Annotated in this window: 15 protein-coding genes and 3 pseudogenes; 6 read left to right on the top strand and 12 right to left on the bottom strand. The window is 34.5% G+C overall.

The window, feature by feature from the left end; translation table 11 throughout:
* Positions 1 to 835 precede the first annotated feature (835 nt).
* Positions 836 to 2,032: an ATP-binding protein gene (locus IPK35_17275; protein MBK8054966.1), complete on the top strand. Its 1,197-nt coding sequence runs from the start codon at positions 836 to 838 to the stop codon at positions 2,030 to 2,032.
* Positions 2,033 to 2,990: 958 nt separating this feature from the next.
* Here the strand turns inward: IPK35_17275 and IPK35_17270 are convergent.
* Positions 2,991 to 3,404: pseudogene (locus IPK35_17270) on the bottom strand (6-carboxytetrahydropterin synthase).
* Between the two features lie 503 nt (positions 3,405 to 3,907).
* Here IPK35_17270 and IPK35_17265 point away from each other — a divergent pair.
* Positions 3,908 to 5,032: a hypothetical protein gene (locus IPK35_17265; GenBank protein MBK8054965.1), complete on the top strand. Its 1,125-nt coding sequence runs from the start codon at positions 3,908 to 3,910 to the stop codon at positions 5,030 to 5,032.
* A gap of 314 nt (positions 5,033 to 5,346) precedes the next feature.
* Here IPK35_17265 and IPK35_17260 read toward each other — a convergent pair whose 3' ends face one another.
* Positions 5,347 to 5,985, bottom strand: a complete 639-nt coding sequence (locus IPK35_17260) for a lysophospholipid acyltransferase family protein (protein MBK8054964.1) — start codon at positions 5,983 to 5,985, stop codon at positions 5,347 to 5,349.
* A 78-nt stretch (positions 5,986 to 6,063) separates the two neighbouring features.
* On the opposite strand from IPK35_17260, the gene IPK35_17255 reads away from it, so the two are divergent.
* The 3 genes from IPK35_17255 to IPK35_17245 all read left to right on the top strand — a co-directional run bounded on the left by IPK35_17255 (position 6,064) and on the right by IPK35_17245 (position 7,346).
* Positions 6,064 to 6,456 carry a hypothetical protein gene (locus IPK35_17255; protein ID MBK8054963.1) on the top strand — a complete coding sequence of 131 codons (393 nt, stop codon included), beginning with the start codon at positions 6,064 to 6,066 and terminating at the stop codon, positions 6,454 to 6,456.
* Between the two features lie 235 nt (positions 6,457 to 6,691).
* The gene (locus IPK35_17250) at positions 6,692 to 6,880 is read left to right on the top strand and encodes a transposase (protein MBK8054962.1); all 189 of its coding nucleotides are present in this window, start codon (positions 6,692 to 6,694) and stop codon (positions 6,878 to 6,880) included.
* Between the two features lie 4 nt (positions 6,881 to 6,884).
* Positions 6,885 to 7,346 (top strand): transposase, encoded by a 462-nt coding sequence (locus tag IPK35_17245; GenBank protein ID MBK8054961.1) that lies wholly within the window; start codon positions 6,885 to 6,887, stop codon positions 7,344 to 7,346.
* A gap of 70 nt (positions 7,347 to 7,416) precedes the next feature.
* On the opposite strand, the gene IPK35_17240 is transcribed toward IPK35_17245, so the two are convergent.
* The 3 genes from IPK35_17240 to IPK35_17230 are packed head-to-tail and all read right to left on the bottom strand — an operon-like array spanning position 7,417 to position 9,349.
* Positions 7,417 to 7,752: a hypothetical protein gene (locus tag IPK35_17240; protein ID MBK8054960.1), complete on the bottom strand. Its 336-nt coding sequence runs from the start codon at positions 7,750 to 7,752 to the stop codon at positions 7,417 to 7,419.
* A 39-nt stretch (positions 7,753 to 7,791) separates the two neighbouring features.
* A complete protein-coding gene (locus IPK35_17235; GenBank protein MBK8054959.1) occupies positions 7,792 to 8,388 on the bottom strand; it encodes an aminotransferase class IV in 597 nt (198 codons plus the stop codon).
* Positions 8,363 to 9,349 carry an aminodeoxychorismate synthase component I gene (locus IPK35_17230; protein ID MBK8054958.1) on the bottom strand — a complete coding sequence of 329 codons (987 nt, stop codon included), beginning with the start codon at positions 9,347 to 9,349 and terminating at the stop codon, positions 8,363 to 8,365. The genes IPK35_17235 and IPK35_17230 overlap by 26 nt, the downstream gene beginning before the upstream one ends.
* 991 nt (positions 9,350 to 10,340) lie before the next feature.
* Between IPK35_17230 and IPK35_17225 the strand changes: the two genes are divergently transcribed.
* Positions 10,341 to 12,068, top strand: coding sequence for an OmpA family protein (locus IPK35_17225; protein MBK8054957.1), 1,728 nt, complete (start codon positions 10,341 to 10,343; stop codon positions 12,066 to 12,068).
* A 584-nt stretch (positions 12,069 to 12,652) separates the two neighbouring features.
* On the opposite strand, the pseudogene IPK35_17220 reads toward IPK35_17225, so the two are convergent.
* The 7 genes and pseudogenes from IPK35_17220 to bamD form a co-directional block, all read right to left on the bottom strand.
* A pseudogene (locus IPK35_17220) lies at positions 12,653 to 13,863 on the bottom strand (IS256 family transposase).
* Between the two features lie 1,044 nt (positions 13,864 to 14,907).
* A pseudogene (locus IPK35_17215) lies at positions 14,908 to 15,216 on the bottom strand (isoamylase early set domain-containing protein).
* Positions 15,217 to 15,380: 164 nt separating this feature from the next.
* On the bottom strand, positions 15,381 to 15,956 hold the full coding sequence (locus IPK35_17210; GenBank protein ID MBK8054956.1) for a phosphoribosylglycinamide formyltransferase: 576 nt from the start codon (positions 15,954 to 15,956) through the stop codon (positions 15,381 to 15,383).
* A 100-nt stretch (positions 15,957 to 16,056) separates the two neighbouring features.
* Positions 16,057 to 16,971 (bottom strand): DUF4835 family protein, encoded by a 915-nt coding sequence (locus IPK35_17205; GenBank protein ID MBK8054955.1) that lies wholly within the window; start codon positions 16,969 to 16,971, stop codon positions 16,057 to 16,059.
* On the bottom strand, positions 16,968 to 18,170 hold the full coding sequence (gene coaBC, locus IPK35_17200; protein MBK8054954.1) for a bifunctional phosphopantothenoylcysteine decarboxylase/phosphopantothenate--cysteine ligase CoaBC: 1,203 nt from the start codon (positions 18,168 to 18,170) through the stop codon (positions 16,968 to 16,970). The genes IPK35_17205 and coaBC overlap by 4 nt, the downstream gene beginning before the upstream one ends.
* An 11-nt stretch (positions 18,171 to 18,181) precedes the next feature.
* Positions 18,182 to 18,529: a DNA-directed RNA polymerase subunit omega gene (locus IPK35_17195; GenBank protein ID MBK8054953.1), complete on the bottom strand. Its 348-nt coding sequence runs from the start codon at positions 18,527 to 18,529 to the stop codon at positions 18,182 to 18,184.
* Between the two features lie 55 nt (positions 18,530 to 18,584).
* The gene (gene bamD, locus IPK35_17190; protein ID MBK8054952.1) at positions 18,585 to 19,325 is read right to left on the bottom strand and encodes an outer membrane protein assembly factor BamD; all 741 of its coding nucleotides are present in this window, start codon (positions 19,323 to 19,325) and stop codon (positions 18,585 to 18,587) included.
* Positions 19,326 to 19,495 lie beyond the last annotated feature (170 nt).

Genomic DNA, 19,495 nt, shown 5'->3' with positions numbered 1-19,495 from the left:
ATGAATAGGATGCCGGCTTGATTTTTAAGTATAGGCTCCCATGGAAATTTGAGTTGATAATGTCAAATCAGGGCCAAATTGGATAGCAAAATGTCAACAAGCCATTTTTAAGCATTTTAAGAGACGATCTAACCCAAAACCAACCAAATACACCTAAGCCCAAAGATAGCCTTATCTGCACGAAATTAGATAGCGAATTTTCAATATAATTTCGTTTTGTGATACCCGAAAATCAAAATTGGCCGCGCCGCCCCCCGGTGCGAGGCGTTCCGCTTGCGTTTTTTCGGTTTTCGATTCTTTTTTTTTCGCGCACGCGGTTTTAATGTTTTAATAAGTTTTTTAATAGTTTTAAATTGTTTTATATATGGTATCGTTTCATTTCCGTCTCTTGGTCGGTGTCGAGTTCGGATTACGGTACGGTATTGACCGGTAATCCGAACGCACTGTACCGTAATCCGAACGCACTGTACCGTAATCCGAACGCAGTGACCGGTAATCCGAACTCGAGGCAGTTCACTTAAAATATTGAATAAAATAGCGATAAAAAGGGTGTGAAAATTCAGGACAAAATTTGAAAAAATGGAATGATTTTATGACTAAATTTTAGCGGCGAAATGGAGTGAAAAAATGATTGGAAAAAGAGCAAAAAAAAAGTAAAAAAATGACTCATAAAAGCACACAAAGAATGCTTAAAAAAGGTGTCAATTTTGGTAGTTATTTTATCGATAAATGATTTTGATTAATACAGAATTTGTTTTATTTAAAATGCATTTATGCATCATTTATGATCTTTATATAGATCAATATTGTAACTTTGCGCATTAAATTTTTTCTTATGGAATTTTTATCACTTATACACCAGCAATATCTTAAAAATTTAAAATTCTCCTTCAAAAGAGACTTACTGGACCAAATTGACTGGACTAACAGAATGATCGGAATAACAGGTGCAAGAGGTGTAGGTAAAACAACTCTGCTACTTCAATACATAAAACAAACTTTTGGATTCTCTGAAGATGTATTATATTTAACTATGGATCATATCCAACTCAGCGGTGTTTCACTATTGGATGTGGCAGCTTTCCACTTTGGTAAGGGAGGAACGCACCTGGTCATTGATGAAATACATAAAAGTAAAAGTTGGAGTGGTGAGTTAAAGACAATTTATGATTTATATCCCGGCTTGCATGTCGTTTTTACGAGTTCTTCTATATTGGAAATATACAAAGGCCAGGCCGATCTTAGCAGAAGGGTGATACTATATGATATGGAAGGGCTTTCGTTTAGAGAATACTTGCAAATAGAAACAGGTATCAATCTGGAAATATTAAATATCAAAGAAGTAATATCACAACATATTGAAATATCACATGAGATTTTAAACAAAGGAATCAAACCTTTAAAACACTTCAAAAATTACCTGCAGTATGGGTACTACCCATTTTATCTGGAAAACCTGAGTGCATATCCCATCAAGTTATTGAATATTATAAATCTGACTTTAGAAGTGGATTTGGTTAGTATAAAAAATGTGGACCCGGTTAGCATTCCTAAAATTAAGAAGTTGATCAACATATTAGCCAACTCTGTTCCTTTTCAACCCAATGTAAGTAAACTTGCCGGAAGCATAGAAATTACCAGAAATACACTGCTGCTATATTTTCAATATTTAGCTCAGGCTAAGATTTTAAATTTGTTGCAGGAAAGCGGAAGTACTTACAGCTACATAGCAAAGCCTGAAAAAGTACTTTTACACAATCCAAATCTAATGGCATGCCTTCAGCCAAATAATTTAAATTCAGGAAGCATTAGGGAGACATTTTTTGTAAATTCAATATCTCCATTACATTTGGTTAATACATCCAGCAGAGGTGATTTTATGCTAGATGATACCTACGTATTTGAGGTTGGTGGTCATTCAAAAACTAATAAACAAATCTCAGGACTACCGGATAGTTTTTTAGCGGTTGATGATATTGAGATCGGAAGCAGGAATAAAATCCCATTGTGGTTATTTGGGTTTTTAAAATGACAAAAAGGAAAAAAAATAGTTGAAAAAAAAGTGACAGGACGGAGGGTTCAAGTCCGTAAAAAGCCGTAAATTGCGGTAAATTATATGGCACCATCATGGCACCATAGTGCATATGAAGATATGCATTAATTTTAAGATACTAATTATCAGTAAATTATAATTGGCTTTATGTTTTGCGGCCGACCCGTCCAGTCCGCAAGTAAACATTATAAGCCCTTGTACATGAACATTGGCGACACATTTGCGACAGTAGCAAAAAGCAAAAAAGCTGTATCAAATGAATTACGGGTTACAATTCAATAACATGAAATCTACACAACCTGATATTTCAGTATTTGAAATCAGGGATAGGCTTATGGTTAAAGACGATGTTTCGAAAAAACTAACCATCACTATTTCTGAATTATGTGAGCTACATAATAATCAATATCAAGGGTTGGTGTGCATACTACTGTTTATATTGAGCCAGGTGGGTTTGAAACCATATATTTTAATGAAACTGGGATAAAATTTAAATCAATCACATACGTCAAAAAGCTTAAAGTTTCTTTTAGAGTATGTTTAAAATTTTATCATTTGACTCCAAGTGACGAATTTAATTTTAGCCAGAGTTATATTTTTAGCCGTAACGTGCCAATCTATGCTTGAGCTTTCGGGACGCTTCTGTCCCGATTATGACATTTATTTTAAAAATCCCTTGACTGACTATTCAGTTATTGTTGCGAGTAGCTGCTCGCAGTTCCTTCACATTTTGACATAGCTAAGTGCAGCTCTTATGCTACACTCAGTGCAACGCATTATTGAGTAATTATTTTACTTAATTCTCGTCAAAGTCGAGACCATTCAGTCATCTTGTCCAAAATTTAATTTTCTCACTTTCGATCAAACATAAAAATTTTAACTCTTAGAGTAGCTCTTAGGTAAGATATATTCTGATCCAAAATCGAAGAGAATGTTTTTATATTTTTACTGGATATTCTACACAATTTCTGGGTGTTTCCCACAATTTGATCGACAAATCCAATGCGGTTTCAATTTTCCGGCGCAGGATATTGTAAATCACTACTGCTATATTTTCAGCACTCGGAATAAGGTCGATAAAATCGGGAACATCAAGATTTAGATTTTTATGATCGAATCTTTCTTCAATTTCTATTTTTATCAAGTCAGCTAAGAGTTTCATATCGTAAACGTATCCTGTTTCCGGATCTATTTCTCCTGTCAATCTGACCTCTAGATCATAATTGTGTCCATGATAGTTTGCATTGTTACATAGTCCGAAAACTTCCTGATTTTTTTCTTCTGATCACTTTTTGTTATGCAATCTGTGTGCCGCATTAAAGTGACTTTTTCTGATGACTGAAGCTTTCATCTTTGCAATTTGTGTTGATATTTTATAAATCGAAGTAAGACAGCAATGCTAACAACTGAAATAGGAGTATGTTTAAAATTTTTCTTAGTTGTAAATCAATAGATTATGGTTCAGACAATAAAAAAGTCAACACATTTAGCAAGCCGACAACTATGTTAATAGGCGGGCAGGTGAACTAAATATGGCGACTATTTTGAAGTCAGGTTCATAATGCATTGATTTTAAGGCAATAAAAATTTAAACATACTCTAATTAGTTGTTTCTTGATGACTGGTGAAATAAAATATATTAATACTCTTACCATTATAATGGCAAAAGTGTCAAAAAATGATGTTATTATTGTATTTTTGACCTTCAAATCAGATTTATAGTGAACAGAAAATAATCTGCACAAAATTTATATCATAATGTATTGTAAAGTAAATAATTATGATTTTAAATTTTAGCAATCAATTTTCTGTTTGTAATAATTGAGGATTATTTGACAATAAATATTGAATTAAGTGTATTTCAAAGAAATTGCTGGGAAAGAATCGGTCAAAAAAAGCTTAATCAAGGCAGTCGATAATGGCAGAATTCCTCACGCACAGTTATTTTTAAGTAGGGAGGGATTTGGATCACTACCTATTGCGCTGGCATATGCATCATATATCCAATGCCAGGAGAGAGTTGATGGAGATAGTTGTGGTGTATGTTCAAATTGTATTAAATCACATAAATTTATCCATCCGGACATTCACTTTTCTTTCCCTGTGGTAAAATCCGGCGATAAAAAACGCTCAGATACAACAAGTGATGACTTCCTTCCTAAGTGGAGAGAGATTCTGAAAGCCAATCCTGATATGAATACAAGCGATTGGTTGCAACATATTGATGCAGACAACAACCTTCCCAATATCAATGTCAAAGAATGTAATGATATCATGCATAAACTGAATATGATGTCCTTTGAATCTGACAATAAGATTCTGATCATGTGGTTGCCGGAGTACCTCCACAACGAAGGTAACAGACTTTTGAAACTCATTGAAGAACCTACAGACAATACCTTTATCATTTTAGTTGCAGAAAATCAGGACATGATACTTCAAACTATCTTGAGTCGATGCCAATTGGTTAAAATTCCAGCATATGAAAACTATGAAATAAGCAAATTTCTGGTGGAGAAATATGGAATTCAGCAGGACCAGGCACTACAATTTGCCAATCTTGCAGATGGCAATATCAATGCTGCTATGAATATCGCAAAAAATGAAGCTACGGATTATTCTGAAATGCTTATTTCCTGGCTACGTGTGGCATATAAGTCTGATGCCATAGAAATCAATGAATGGATAAAAGGTATTTCTGAAATGGATAAAGACGAACAGAAGAATTTTTTTGAATATGGTCTCCACTTTTTCAGGCAATATTTATTTAGAATGATGACAAAATCAGAAAATGTCCAGCTCACAACAAAGGAAATGGAAGTAGCAGTGAAAATGGAAAAAATCATCAATCCATCCAAAGCCGAAGTCATCGTAAAGCTAATAAATGATTCCATAGAGAATATCAACAGGAATATAAATCTCAGGATTATGTTGTTTTCTGACACTTTGACTATAGGACAGGAATTAAGGAAAAGCTAATGCCTTTAGTAAAAATCGACGGCCTTAACCTGAAACTACCAATATTAATAATTTGGGAGTCATCGCAGGAGAACCTTTCTGAACATAATTAAGGATACATTAATAATATTCTGTCCTATTTTGTAATTTTGGGTGTATCCCAAAATTGCACTATATTATATTTTTAAGTTTCCAATTTAGTGGATTATCCTGGTAGTTAAGAGTTAAAGGGTGGGACGTCTCAAGCGTAGCTTGACAAGCTCTTCAGGAATGAGGGTAGAGGGCTGTTTAAACAATTTTAGTCAAATATGGGATACACCTTATTTTTTTGACTTTCAGTCAAATGATGAGTTACCAGCCAAATATTTATGGTCTGCTCTTTTCCATCGATTGTGTGACCAAAGCCAATATTCAGGATTTTGTTTAATTTCTGCTTCAAGTATTCTTGAATATTTTTCAGTAATCTCTCCTACTTCGGTGTCGGCAGAATGGTCGGATATAAGGTGAAATTCCAACTCATACCATACATCACTTGCGATAATTGGCTTTTGAGAGAGATATACCACTGGATAATTGTATTTTTTTGCCAGTTTTTCTGCCCCTGTCAACCATGGGGTACACTGATTCAAGAAGGAATTCCAATAGACTCCATTCATATTTAATGGTGATTGATCTCCCAAAAAAATATATAAGACTTTTTCCATTTTTAATTCTTGCATGACTCTGGCAGTAAGTTGGATCGGATAAAGGAGCAATCCAAATTTTGATCTGGCATCAAACATTATTTTATCTACATCAGAACCTGACATTGGCTTGTAAAATGCCACAACTTTCATCCGTGTCAATGCCGGAAAAGCAACCAAATTAACCTCCCAGTTTCCGTAATGAGATGCAGTCACAATTACACTCCTTTGATTTAGGAAATATCCTTCCCAACGATCTTGGTCATGATAAATTATTTTTGATTTTAGCATCGTAACTATTCAGGTGTAAAAAGTATAAAAAATCATATGTAATAAATAGAAATATGTATATTTGTGCTTCACTTGAGAATGATAACAAAGAATTTCACTATAAAATTCAAAGTTATCGCAACCTTAGAGGACATATTAAAAGAATTGGAGCGGCTTCAATTGCGAGTTGCTTATCTTGAGAAAGAGTTAGCATTGCGTGATGAGAAGATCAAAAGTTTAGAGAATAGATTAAACTTAAATAGTACCAATAGTCATGTGGCACCATCCAAAGATCCCGTACAGATAAAGGCTTCAAAGCAAAGGAAGAAAGGTGGTAAAATAGGCGGACAAGATAATCACACTGGTAGTACCTTACACAAAAGTGATTTTGTTGACTATGTTAAGACGCATGTTCCTGATGAATGTTATGCGGTCAAACCCTCCAAAATGTTTGCTCTGAGATCTTTGACACAAGACAGGAATACGATATAGAGATAAGGCATATAATAACAGAACATCAGCGCCATATCAAAGTCTGTCCTTGTTGCAAGCAAACCAATATTGGTAACTACCCGATGCATATAAAGAGTGAGACCCAATATGGCCCTGCGATCAAAGCATTTTGTACGATGTTAAATGTAGAGTATAAAGTTCCTTATGAGAAGGTAGCAAATTTAACAAACGATTTATTTGGTCTGCCGATATCTAAAGGTAGTGTGTTAATTTCATCACAAAAGGTTCGACATACTTAAAGGACTTTGAAGAAGAAATTAAACAAGCCTTACTTAAATCATCCGTATTGCACGCGGACGAGACTGGCATAATAGTAGATGTTTTATTGCATTGGATGCATGTATTGAGCACAGATAAATATACCTATTTGAGAGTGCACGCAAAGAGGAAGTCAGTCATTTGATGAAGTGATTGAAAAATATAGAGGGAACCTAATACATGATTTTTTTAAGAGCTATTTTGGCCTAAGTTCATCAAAACACAATCCGTGTGGAGCACACATAACAAGAGAATTAGATTCATTAGTTGATTACCAATCACGATGGGCTCACAAATTTAAGGAACTTTACTATGAATTATTACACCAAGACCATCATCACAATCAGTCGATAAAGCAACAAATATTCCAGAGATATAAAACTATACTAAATGAAGGGAAATTAGAAGAGCCCGAACCTAAAAGATCAGGTAAAAGAGGTCGGATGAAAAAATCAAAAGGACTAAATTTAATCCTAAGGCTAGAAGAATATATGCACCAAGTACTGGAATTTGCGTTTAATCCAATGATTCCATTTACAAACAACCAAGCTGAGAGAGATTTAAGACATTGTAAGATAAAGCAAAAGTATCCGGATGTTTTAGATCACTAAATGGCGCACAATGTTATGCAACTATCATGTCTGCAATCTCAACAATGAAAAAACAATCTTGCGATGTTTTTCAGTCATTAATCACACTATTCACATATGAAAATTTGACCTTAAGTCCTGAATAGTTACTTAGCATCTTTTGGTCAAATGAAAGCATCATGATAGTTTCTTTAATATACCTAAACATAACACTGTAATACTTATCAACAATTTGATTTCTATCGTCTTCCGTATAAACTTCACAAAAGCTGTTTTTAAGATTGTCCTTTATTACACACTTGCGATAGCCTACCAGATTTTTCACCATAAATTTGAATACAGGCTGTAGGAATTCAAAAAGCATAGGAAAATACTTACTTAATCCTTTCAATATTAACAAAGAACTTTTGATTACCTGGTACTTCATTTCTAGTAATTAGTAATTTAATATCATTCCGCTTTGAAGTTATATGATAATATGATCAACAGAAATTTTGATAGCATGAAGAGGTGTCAGAGCATTGATTAAATGAATATAATCATACTTATAAATGTCACCGGCTTTAATATTTTTTTTCGAGATCCTTTGTGTGTTTAATAAAAACTGTCTCTGAATCCCTTCCAGCAAAGGAGATGAAGGGGTGAAATAGTCATCACCTTTCTGAAAAACAACATTATAATAATATGCATCCGTAATAAGTCCATTTCTACACACCAAAATTTCGTCAGCATTTCCTTTTTCCAGAAATAATGCGTCCAAATCAACCCTCTTCAAAAATTTGAATGAGTATACAATATCGTTATTTGTCACCAATCTGAGCGTAGATATTGTCCTTATTATGCTTGGAGAAATCTGATAATCAACGATGTCTTCAGCATAAATAATTCTGCATTTGTAATGCCCATCAACAGGAACATCCAATGATCTGAGGTAGCCCACCAGACTTAATGGCTTGAGTATTCCAAACAAAAACTTCCTTGCAAGATTTAACCTGTGTTCATGAAGGTCGGCATTGATAAAACAGCCATGGTCCAACTTAATTGTTTCTACTAACAGGGACATAAACTTTTTCATTCATTTCATTATATTCTGATTGCATGTCACTTTGATGAGTAATTCCACATCCGCTTCTGTAATACATTTTATCCCTTACACTTTCGATATAACGAATCATCACGCCGGAATCTACATTTACACCATCAAATATTCCAAAAATACCAGTGTAAAACCCTCGTGGGCAAATTTCATTTTGTTCAATTATTTCAACCGTTTTCTTTTTTGGCGCTCCACTTATACTACCTGCAGGGAGAATATCCCTAAATATATCACCCAATCTACAAGGATAATCAGGGCCTAATTGACCAGTAATTTCAGAACTCACCTGATATAAAGTCTTACTGGAAGTATGAACTTCTTCAATGTATCTAAATCTTTCAACTGTTACATTATCAGCCACCTTACTCAGGTCATTTCTGAGGAGATCAACAATTGTGTAGTGTTCGGCTGTTTCTTTAGGGTCGTTCATAATAATATTTCTGGCATTTTTAATACTGGCATCAATAGTACCTTTCATAGGAAAAGTTTTGATTTTATTTTCGACAATCTGTATAAATGATTCCGGTGACGATACTATAAACTCATCTTTGAAATATAATTTATATTTTGCATGAGACACATTAAATAACTCGCGAAGATTGTAGTTTGTCATTATTTCAGTCGGAAAAGTCAGGTTGATTAAAAATGTATTACCATAATTCAGTTCCTCCATTATGGATTTAAAAGATCCTGCATATTGATCCACTGAAATTGGTACTTTATCAAACTCCAAATTCTTTGAAATAGTACCTGACAAAGTATAATTTTTAATTTGATTCAATTTGAAAAGTATATTGAAAGGTACACTGTCCAAAGTATAAATCAGAGGAGATTTTAATTCATAATCAAGAATGAAAAGAAAAGGAACTCTTTCCCGTCCCAACTCATTCATTCTTTCGACCCAATTGATATTTATCGATGTCTCCATATGCAAAAATACTGATTTTACTTTACCACTGCAGATAGAACTTCAACACAAACCTTTATTCTGTCATTTAGGTTTAAATAATAGTCAATTGTAAAAAGATCATTTTGATAAAGTGTCCCATATGGCTTCGTAAATCTATCTCAAATCAGCGAATGTTGGAACCATAATCTATTGATATACAACAAATAAATATTTTTATTCTGAATCAACTCAAATTTGGAAATAATAAATATATTTGGAAGATTTTGACGTGTACCGAAAGAAAATCGAAATTCAAACAATTGTAATATTGTATAAGAATATCTATAAATATTATACGTGAAGGAAGGTGTCGAAATCAATTTTACTTCTCCTCAAACACCCAAGTTATGTTTGAATGTATAACTTTGGCTTAAGGTATGTTTAAATTTGTAGCTTGGAGCCAAATGATAAAAGTTTAAGCATACTCTAAATTATTATTTGCATTTGGAGTCAACTATTAAAATTTTTTAATGACTCAAATTTATAATAGTCACATTTTATTATTATGCTAAACTGAAAATTGAATGCTAAAATTTATAATCATAATTATTTAATTCACAATATATTGTGTTATAAATTATTTTCAAAATATTTTCTGTTCACTAAAATATCCAATATTTATTAAATGAATCCAATTTTTTTTAATAAAAAGATGTGACAAATAAAAATGGACAAAGTCTAAACAAAATTAGATATTATTTTGTTAAGTAATTTCCTGCCCCTAAAAAGTCAAAAGAATAAAAATCATATTTTTATTAAATACTATATGATATGTTTTGATAATTTATTTTGATTAATTTCTGCAAGTCACAACAATAGAAACAATTATATATTGAAACCAATAAAATATCTTATTTTTTACTTTAAAAGTATAAAAATTGCCATAAAGTTTTGGTTTATATTATTTTGAAAAATTAAAATTATTTGTACATTTGTATCTTGATAAACTAAACTCTTAAATTATTTTCCTATGACAAACAAAATTTTTACATTACTTATAGTAATGATAGTCTCAACAATTTCAACTTTTGCCCAAGAAACAGCTTCTAAGGTAACTGATGAAATGACTGTTAACGCTGAGCAGAACAAAAACTGGAGAATGGGTCAAACAGCATACTCCGCAAAGCCTAAAAACGCCTGGGAACTGGGTATACACGCTGGTCACTATCTCATAGATGGAGACGTAGACAGAAGGCTACCTGCCGGTTATGGTTTTGGTGTGCACCTGAGAAAGGCCATTCATTATGTATTTTCTGTCAGGGCTGATTTTATGTATGGTCAGGCCAAAGGTTTAGACCCTCAAATGTGGACACACTCAAGCAAAGGCGGTGGTTTAGTTGAACCTGTATTTAACGATTACAGAACCCAAGATGGATGGTTTCCTGCACACAAAACTTCTTATGGCTATCTGGCTTTACAAGGAGTAGTGAATATTGGAAATTTACTCTTTCACAAGGACAGAAACAAATGGAACTGGTATGCGGCTGTAGGGGGAGGATTAAGTTCGCATAAAACAATGCTGGATTTAAAAAATGGTTCTGCAGCATACAGCGGATTAGCATCAATACAAAATGCTGGAGATTTAAACACCAAAGCAGGTAGAAAAGACATCAAGGCTGCGATTGATGCAAAATATGATGGAACCTATGAAACTGAAAGCTGGAAAAAAGTGGGTATTTTCAGACTTGGAGATGAAACTAATATACACTTAGTATTTACTGCATCTATGGGTGTTTCAAGAAAACTAAGCCAAAGAATCAATCTTGGTATTGAACATCAGGTAATGACTGCTGACAATGACATGCTTGATGGTATCAGATTCAGAACATCAGGTGATCAAACAAATAACAATGATATATCACATTATACCAATCTACGTTTAGGTATCAACTTAGGTAACTTCAACAAAGTCACTGAGCCATTATACTGGTTAAATCCATTGGATGCTCAAATGAACGATATAGCTTCTCTCAAACAAAGACCAGTATTTGACCTTACCGATACTGATGGTGACGGGGTTATTGATATGCTGGACAAAGAAGTAGACACACCTGCAGGAGCCGCAGTGGATACTAGAGGCATAGCATTGGATAGTGACGGTGATGGTATTGCTGATTATAAAGATAAAGAACCATTCTCTCCTCCGGGATATGTAGTAAGTAAAGAAGGTGTGGCAGATGTAAAGTGTTGCATTACAATGGATGATGTAAATAAAGCGATAAACGCCAAAGCCGGTGCCATGAAAAGTGATGATTGTGGAAAATGGTTTTTACCGATGATACATTTTGATCTTGACAAAGCAAATATTAAACCTGAATTTTATGGACATCTTCATCATGTTGCTACAGTAATGAAAATGTGTCCGGATGTATGTGTCACGGTTCAAGGACATACAGATGTTAGATCATCAAATAATTATAACAGCAGTCTATCTTACAATAGGGCTGAAAATGTTGTGAATTATTTAGTTTCACAATATGGATTAGACAGAAACAGAATAAAGCTGATGTATGGAGGTGAAGAAACTCCTATGGTTGGTTCTTCAAGAAGAGAAGTAGAACACTATATGAATAGAAGAGTAGAAATAAGAGTTTGTCAACCTACTGATAGTGAAATGGCAAGACCTGAAGGTTATGTTCCTTCAAAAGGTGTCAAATCCACATCTAAATTTATAGGTAATAAAAACAGTGGGTTTTAATTAGTATTGAATATAACGCAATCCTAAAAAGGGGCTGTCTTTAATAGACAGCCCCTTTTTATTGGTGTGACCAGCATGGAGTATAACTTGGATGTGTAAGTTCTGACGCATAGCTTCACAAGTTCTGTGGGCTCAGTAGTAAGTAACCCACTAGCCAAGAGCAAGAGCGTTCTGGCATGGCGAGGCAAGCCATGGGTGACTTCGAACCGTTCATAGTCGGCGGCAGGTCGGAAAGAAGCTGGCGGCAAAGTCTCGGTCTGACGGACAGACTCGAGCATAGCGACTGATGAACGCCATAAAAAAAAAACTATTAAAGAAGTGAATAAACTGAAAATAAGGCTTACTTAGAATGGACGAGTTTGCCAAACAAAATTAAGTCCCATACTCCCCGAGTTCTAAGGAGTAAATTCAGCGGGTATATGAGATGAAGGTATTATTCTTACCTGGGGAGATAGGTATGTGCGATATGGATATTTTTTTAAGAATCTTCAACCTACATACATAGTGATATGTAGCTGAATGCTAAGAAATCCACACTTTTAGTGAGGCTGTAAAATATTTTGTGTAAACAAAACTTCAAAGAATTATGGCTGAATCAAATTATCCTCAAAGATAATTAAAATTTCATTATGAGTAATATGCCAGTTATGAATTGGCATTGTCCATTTAACTTGAATTTGCTGAATAGCAAGATATACAGATTTCAAGGCTGCCTGATCATTTGGAAAAAGTGTTTTGGTTTTGGTAAATTTTCTGATGGCTCTGTTGAGGCCTTCAATGGTATTAGTGGTATACATAATTTTACGAATGTTAGTAGGATACTGAAACATGGGAGATAGATTTGACCAGTTTGCTTCCCAACTTTTAATGGCATAGGCATATTTAGACCCCCATTTTGCTTTAAAAGCTTCAAAAGCAATGAGAGCAGTTTCCATATTTAAAGCGGCATAAACAGTTTTTAAATCAGCCAGGAAGGCCCTTCTATCTTTCCATGGGACAAACTTCATAGAGTTTCTGATTTGATGAACGATACAAAGCTGGGATACGGTATCGGGGAAAGCAGTTTGAATGGCCTGAGTGAATCCTGTAAGATTGTCAGTGCATGCAATGAGCATCTTTTAACGCCCCTGTCTTTGAGCTCATTTAAGACAGAAAGCCAAAACGCGGCAGACTCGTTGGCGCTCATCCAGATGCCCAAAACTTCTTTGATCCCATTGGTTTTCAGTCCTATAACGATATAAATACTCTTGTTGATGATTTTATTATCCTGCCGGATTTTAAAACAAATACAATCCATCCAAACGATGTAATAAGTATTATCCAAAGGTCTGTTTTGCCATTCCTGGATAGCCGGAATCATTTTGTTTGTAATATCTGAAACAAAGGTTTTAGAAACGTCTAAGCCATAAATTTCCTGAATTTGAGCTGTTATGTCATCGGTGCTCATACCTCTGCTGTAAAGAGATGTAATGACAGATTCTACTTTCTCAGTGGTAGTTTGGCCCTTGGGAACAATGATAGGCTCAAATTCACCGTTACGATCCCGTGGAATATCCAACTCTACCTGTCCTTGTGTAGTGCGTATCTTTTTCTTATAAGACCCATTCCGGGAATTACCTGAATTAATCCCATCGGGCGAGTGTTTTGAATAGCCTAAATGATGACTTAGTTCAGCTTTTAAAAGTTCTTGAATGCCATCTTTGTAAAGGCCATTCATAACATTGTCAAAATCATTAAGAGACTTGACATCCTGAAGAAATTCAGAGAGATTAAGATTAAATTTGTTACTTTGCATAACTATTAAATTTGTTAGGTTAAAAAATGTGTCTGTACTTGGTCGCACAAACATATTAAAAAATTTTCCATCTGTGGGGGGTACCCCCCACAGATGGAAGCCTAACTCCTTGATACTAGTTTACACAATCTTTCTTACACTCCCCTTTTAGTACTTGACAAATGTATGATTTGAAAAATCAAACTATGATGTTGTAAGGTATGTATAAACTTTTATCCTTTGGCTCCAGGCGGCAAATTTAATTTTAACCAGCGTTATACTTGTCGCCATACTGCGTCATGCTATGCTTGAGCTTACGGGATGTTACTCTCCCGATCAACCCTTCATACTTCGACTTAACTCATTCCAGCGCTTTGGCTACACTCAGTGCAATACATTATTGAGTAAATTATTTTACTCAATAATGTGTTCCAGACTAGACCATTCAGTCATCTTGTTCAAAAATAATTTCCTCGCTTTAGCTCAACTATAAAAATTTAAACATACCTAAGCCAGCAGAAATTCAAAATAATAATGATTATTCCAAAAAAAAAATCCACATTCCGATGAGTCAGAATGTGGAATCAAATTTGAGTAATTTATACAGTATTACTTTTTAGACTTGCCTGCATTTAGCTCATCCTGAAGTTTTTTCAACTCATCCCATTTCCCTTTAGCCGCTAACGCCGCTTGTGCCGGCCATGTAGACGGTTCATGAACATTAAATTTAGGTCCTGCTACTTCAAGTATTTTTTTAATATTTTCAGCCTTAGTTTTTGCAAGATCGGAGAAGGTTACTATTCCTTTACCACTAAGAATTTCAGCGATTTTAGGACCAATACCTTCAATTTTTTTAAGGTCATCTTTTGCAACATTTACGGCGGGTTTTACTTTTTTATCTGCTACTGGTTTTGTAGGCGTTTCCAGCTTTGCTTTTGCCGGTGCAGGTTTTGCAGCTTTCTTTTCTTCAACTTTTACAGCCTTAGGTGCAGATGCTACAGTTTTTGCAGATTTTGTTCCAGCAGGTTTAGCAGATTTAGGTTTAGGTTCGGCTGTTTTTAAGACATGATCTAGTATAACTATACTATTGTTGATGCCTGCATAAGGAGATGGTACATAACCGTCAGCCGCAAAATCATTATCCCATTCAGTACTGTCAATAAGGTATCTGAATTCATACGTTTTGCCCGCATTTATCTCAATGACTGTGCTGAACTCATCTTTACCTTTCTTCATTTTTGCGGCAATGTTTATGTCCCAGTTATTGAAGTCACCTAAAACATGTACTGACTTAGCTCCCGCAACTGCACTTACCGGATGCGAAAAAGTTACTTTACAGCTGCCTTTAGATTGATAATTTTTAATAATTCCCATTTTATTTAATTTTAATGTTTTGAAAAAGTAGTCTGATTTAAATTCTTGTTATATAAGTACGGCACAAAATTACAGTATAAAATGCTAAATCATACCCATTTAACAGTAATTAACAATAATTAACACAAGTTAAATAATAATATACAGAATATTATTCTGTAGGCTTAGGATTCATGCTTGATGATATAATCTTCAATAATTCTGCTGTAATTTTTATGTTCCAATTTCAGCACTTCAGTCGCTATCTCTTCAGATGTCATTTCGGGGGTTATGTTACATTTTTCCTGAAATAATATCTTTCCGTCATCAAACTTTTCGTTCACAAGGTGCACAGTCATTCCAGTTTCGTTCTCTCGGTTGGATTTGACTTTTTCATGTACATGATGCCCATACATTCCTTTACCGCCATATTTAGGCAATAGTGATGGATGTATATTCAAAATTCTTCCCGGAAAAGATACAATAAGTATTTTGGGAATCAATAACAGAAAACCTGCCAGTATAATGTACTTGATTTGAAAAACCTGGAGCTTCTCAAAAAGAATATCAACATCACTTAAATCGGATTTTTTGATTACCAAAACTGGAATATTATTTTTTTCAGCAATACTGATGACACCAGAAGTTGTGTTATTGGTCACAATCAGCTCAACACTGATTACGTGGTGGTTCTTAAAATACTCTATGATTTTTTTTGCATTACTCCCTCCACCGGATGCAAAAATTGCTATTTTTAACACTTTAACATGAATTACAATAATTGTAAAAAATAACACCTTTATGTGCTGTGTACCTTATATTTCGGACAAAACATATAATCTATTTGAAATAAAACCAGTACTAATTTAGTATATTATATTTATCCGACCTGCTTGGATCAATACCAACCATAATAGTTTTTACTTTTGTTTTCTGTCCTTTGTCCCCAATCTTAAATATTTCGACGATCTCATCTTTTTTTGTATCGCTAAACATCTGCATCAGGTAAGTATTTGGATAATCAATATTGGCCTGCCCCATTGATGTGATAGCACTTAGTAATATTGCCCTGCTTTTATCTGGTTCGTCAAACATCTTATCTAAGCTCAATCTGTGATATTCGTAATATGCCTGTCTGAATTGTCTCAATCTAGGATTTAATACATTTTCAGTCAACCAATACCTGTTGCGTCGGCCTGCACCATCATTTTTCCAACCTTCATCGTTGGTATAGTTAGCCGGCAAAGAAGTAATCACATCCATACATCGCTGAAAATAGGGCTCTCCGCCATTAATCCTGAACGAGTCATAATCTACACCCAATGCATAATATGCATAAAAACTTACAATTGCTGACAGGTTATCATAAAATGTGTTAGTAGTTTTCAAAATTGGGTTTAAGCCGTTAAATGCAAAAGTTACATTTTTGTCAATAACGGAAATCATTGGGCTTGAATAAGTTGAATTAAATACGGGTCTTTCAGACTGAAAGACTATCTCTGCTTTAAAAATAGTTGGTTGTACTTCTTCAGTGATTGTTAATTGCAATGAGCCTCTGATTTTTTCATGTTGTTGAAACTCATCTTCGCCCCATTTGGTAGTATTGATAAATTCTGTAAGATTTTTTTCCAAATCTTTAAATAAGGATGCATCAGAATTAAGTGATTTCAGTGATGCCTGTGTTATTACATTTACATTGAAATTCAGCTCCTGGGCTAAAAGCATGCTAAAAAACGCAGAAAAAAACAAACCAGTAAAAAAAATTCTTAGTTTCATTGATCAAGATTCAAGTAATTCACAATATAATCAACGATGTCAGACGCAACATCAGACTTACTTTTTAATGGATAGGTATTGTTGTTTCCTTTTCGGTCCAATATTGTAATTCTGTTGGTATCATGCTGAAAACCAGCTCCAGCATCATTGAGTGTATTTAGAACGATAATATCGAGGTTTTTGGTATGTAATTTTTTAGTTGCGTTTTCAATTTCATTATTTGTTTCCAATGCGAATCCGACTAAAAGCTTGTCTTTAATTTTTCTTTTACCAAAATCTGCTGCAATATCGACAGTTCTTTTCAATTCAATAGAAAACTGTTGTTCTGTCTTTTTTATTTTTTGATTAGCCACGATGACCGGTGTGTAATCTGCTACTGCTGCAGCCAGAATTATAATGTCAGCATCATCAAACCTTTCACTGGCAGCAAGGTGCATTTGGTTTGCGGACTCTATGTTTACAATATCTATACCCAAGGTTCGAGTACTTAATTGAACAGGTCCGGATATTATGGTAACTTTAGCTCCTCTCTGAGCACATTGTTCAGCGATAGCATACCCCATTTTACCGCTGCTTCTGTTTCCAATGAAGCGCACAGGATCTAAAGCTTCAAAAGTTGGGCCAGCTGTGATAAGTATTTTTTTATGAGCTAAATCATGCTTTACCGTAAAATATTTTGTGATATATTGAACAATTTCTTCAGGTTCGGCCATGCGCCCTTCTCCGTGTAGACCGCTTGCCAGAAAACCATTTCCCACAGGAATAATGTGGTTACCATATTCCTGAAGTTTCTTTAGATTACCAATAGTGGAAGGATGTTGCCACATATCCAAGTCCATGGCAGGAGCAAACACCACCGGACATTTGGCAGAAAGATAACAGGCAGCAAGAAAATTATCAGCAAGACCATGAGCTGTTTTGGATATTGTGGTTGCAGTACATGGAGCTATCAGTAAAATATCTGCCCATATACCCAGTTCGACATGATTATTCCATGTCTCTCCGTCATTGATATCTATACCTACAGAATGCCCGCTAAGTGTAGAGAGTGTAAGCGGTGAAATAAAACTCCTAGCTGCATGAGTCATTACGACCTTAACTTCACACCCTTCTTTTATCAATAATCGGCATAATATCGCAGATTTATAAGCAGCAATACTGCCTGTAATTCCTAACAGTATTTTTTTACCCTGCAGCATAGTGAATATAATTATTCTTCAGTATGCCCTCTTTTTTCGCTATACCCAAACTCAAGGTGGTCACGCAAAAATTCTTCCGTTGCTATGATGGCCGGATTAGGAAGCCTTTCATAAAACTTACTTATTTCAATCTGTTCTTTATTCTCCAGAATTTCTTCAATTGTCTCTGAAGTACTTGCAAATTCATCCAGCTTGGAATGCAATTCATTCTTCATCTCAATAGAAATCTGCTCTGCCCTTTTTGTAATCACGGCTATAGATTCATACACACTAGTGGTTTGGGCTGCCAGACCTTTTATATCTCTTGGTTTGATATTAGGGTCTAAACCTTGCACCTTTGATTTAATATCCGTTGTCATATTTTCAATTTTTTTAATTCGTCTAATGTTTCTTTTTCTATTTGTTGTGCTTCTTTTAGTTTTTGGAACCCGGGTGTTTTTTGAAAAATGTGTTATAATGCTCCAATGTCTCGCTATACCTCTCTTCTTTTTTTTCAAAAATACTGTTAGTCGCAAGAATAAAACTTGATTCCAAGATCAAAAATCTTATTTCTTCTACTTTTTTAGATTCCGGAAAATCCTTTAAAGTACTTTGGAAGGCTACCATTGCTGCCTGATATTGACCAATTTTATAGTACAGATGACCTTGCTCATATGACTTTTGCTCCAGTTTTTTTCGCATTTCGTCTATCAACCTATTGGCTGCCTCGGCGCGCTCGGTTCCGGGATAAAGGTTGATAAACTGTTCGAAACCTGTGATCGCTTTTTCAGTATACGATTGATCCAGTTTGAAGTTTGGAGACATTCTGTAATTGGAGTATGAAGCCATATAGTCGGCTTCTATCTTATTTGGGCTATTGGTAAAGGTGGTGGCAAAGTTTTTAAAATAGGTCGATGCCAAAATAAAATCATTGATGTGGTAATGTGCATATGCGTATTTGTAAAACAAATCTTCTGCTTCTGTTTTACCTCTGTAAAACTGTACAACGATATCATACAACGCTATAGCCCTATCATATTCTTTTTGATCAAAATAATTATTGGCAGCTTTATATATTTTTTCGGGCTGATTGCTTGTCCTCAATGCTTCAAACTCTGACTTGCAAGACAGAAAAAACAGGATTAAAAAACAAGTAAAATATTTAAGATTATTCATAAGGGCGCAAAATTACAACTTTTTAAACTATTTTTACCAAAATATCATTAAATTACGAAAATTAAGAATTTCAAAAAAGATTAAATCCGGCTTTCTCAAACGTAATTTAGAAGAAGATAAAGTGTACAAAAGATACTTACTGAACGGCAGGATTAAGGAAATGATGCCAC

The sequence above is a fragment of the Saprospiraceae bacterium genome, assembly GCA_016713025.1.
Taxonomy (GTDB): Bacteria; Bacteroidota; Bacteroidia; order Chitinophagales; family Saprospiraceae; genus OLB9.
This window is presented reverse-complemented; position numbering and strand designations above follow the sequence as displayed.

Bases quoted from the DNA above. Each gene is read 5' to 3' on its own strand.
- IPK35_17275 (MBK8054966.1), top strand. From the start codon at position 836: ATGGAATTTTTATCACTTATACACCAGCAATATCTTAAAAATTTAAAA.
- IPK35_17235 (MBK8054959.1), bottom strand. From the start codon at position 8,388: ATGTCCCTGTTAGTAGAAACAATTAAGTTGGACCATGGCTGTTTTATC.
- IPK35_17240 (MBK8054960.1), bottom strand. From the start codon at position 7,752: ATGAAGTACCAGGTAATCAAAAGTTCTTTGTTAATATTGAAAGGATTA.
- IPK35_17230 (MBK8054958.1), bottom strand. From the start codon at position 9,349: ATGGAGACATCGATAAATATCAATTGGGTCGAAAGAATGAATGAGTTG.
- IPK35_17195 (MBK8054953.1), bottom strand. From the start codon at position 18,529: ATGACAACGGATATTAAATCAAAGGTGCAAGGTTTAGACCCTAATATC.
- IPK35_17255 (MBK8054963.1), top strand. From the start codon at position 6,064: ATGATAACAAAGAATTTCACTATAAAATTCAAAGTTATCGCAACCTTA.
- coaBC (MBK8054954.1), bottom strand. From the start codon at position 18,170: ATGCTGCAGGGTAAAAAAATACTGTTAGGAATTACAGGCAGTATTGCT.
- IPK35_17205 (MBK8054955.1), bottom strand. From the start codon at position 16,971: ATGAAACTAAGAATTTTTTTTACTGGTTTGTTTTTTTCTGCGTTTTTT.
- IPK35_17225 (MBK8054957.1), top strand. From the start codon at position 10,341: ATGACAAACAAAATTTTTACATTACTTATAGTAATGATAGTCTCAACA.
- IPK35_17260 (MBK8054964.1), bottom strand. From the start codon at position 5,985: ATGCTAAAATCAAAAATAATTTATCATGACCAAGATCGTTGGGAAGGA.
- bamD (MBK8054952.1), bottom strand. From the start codon at position 19,325: ATGAATAATCTTAAATATTTTACTTGTTTTTTAATCCTGTTTTTTCTG.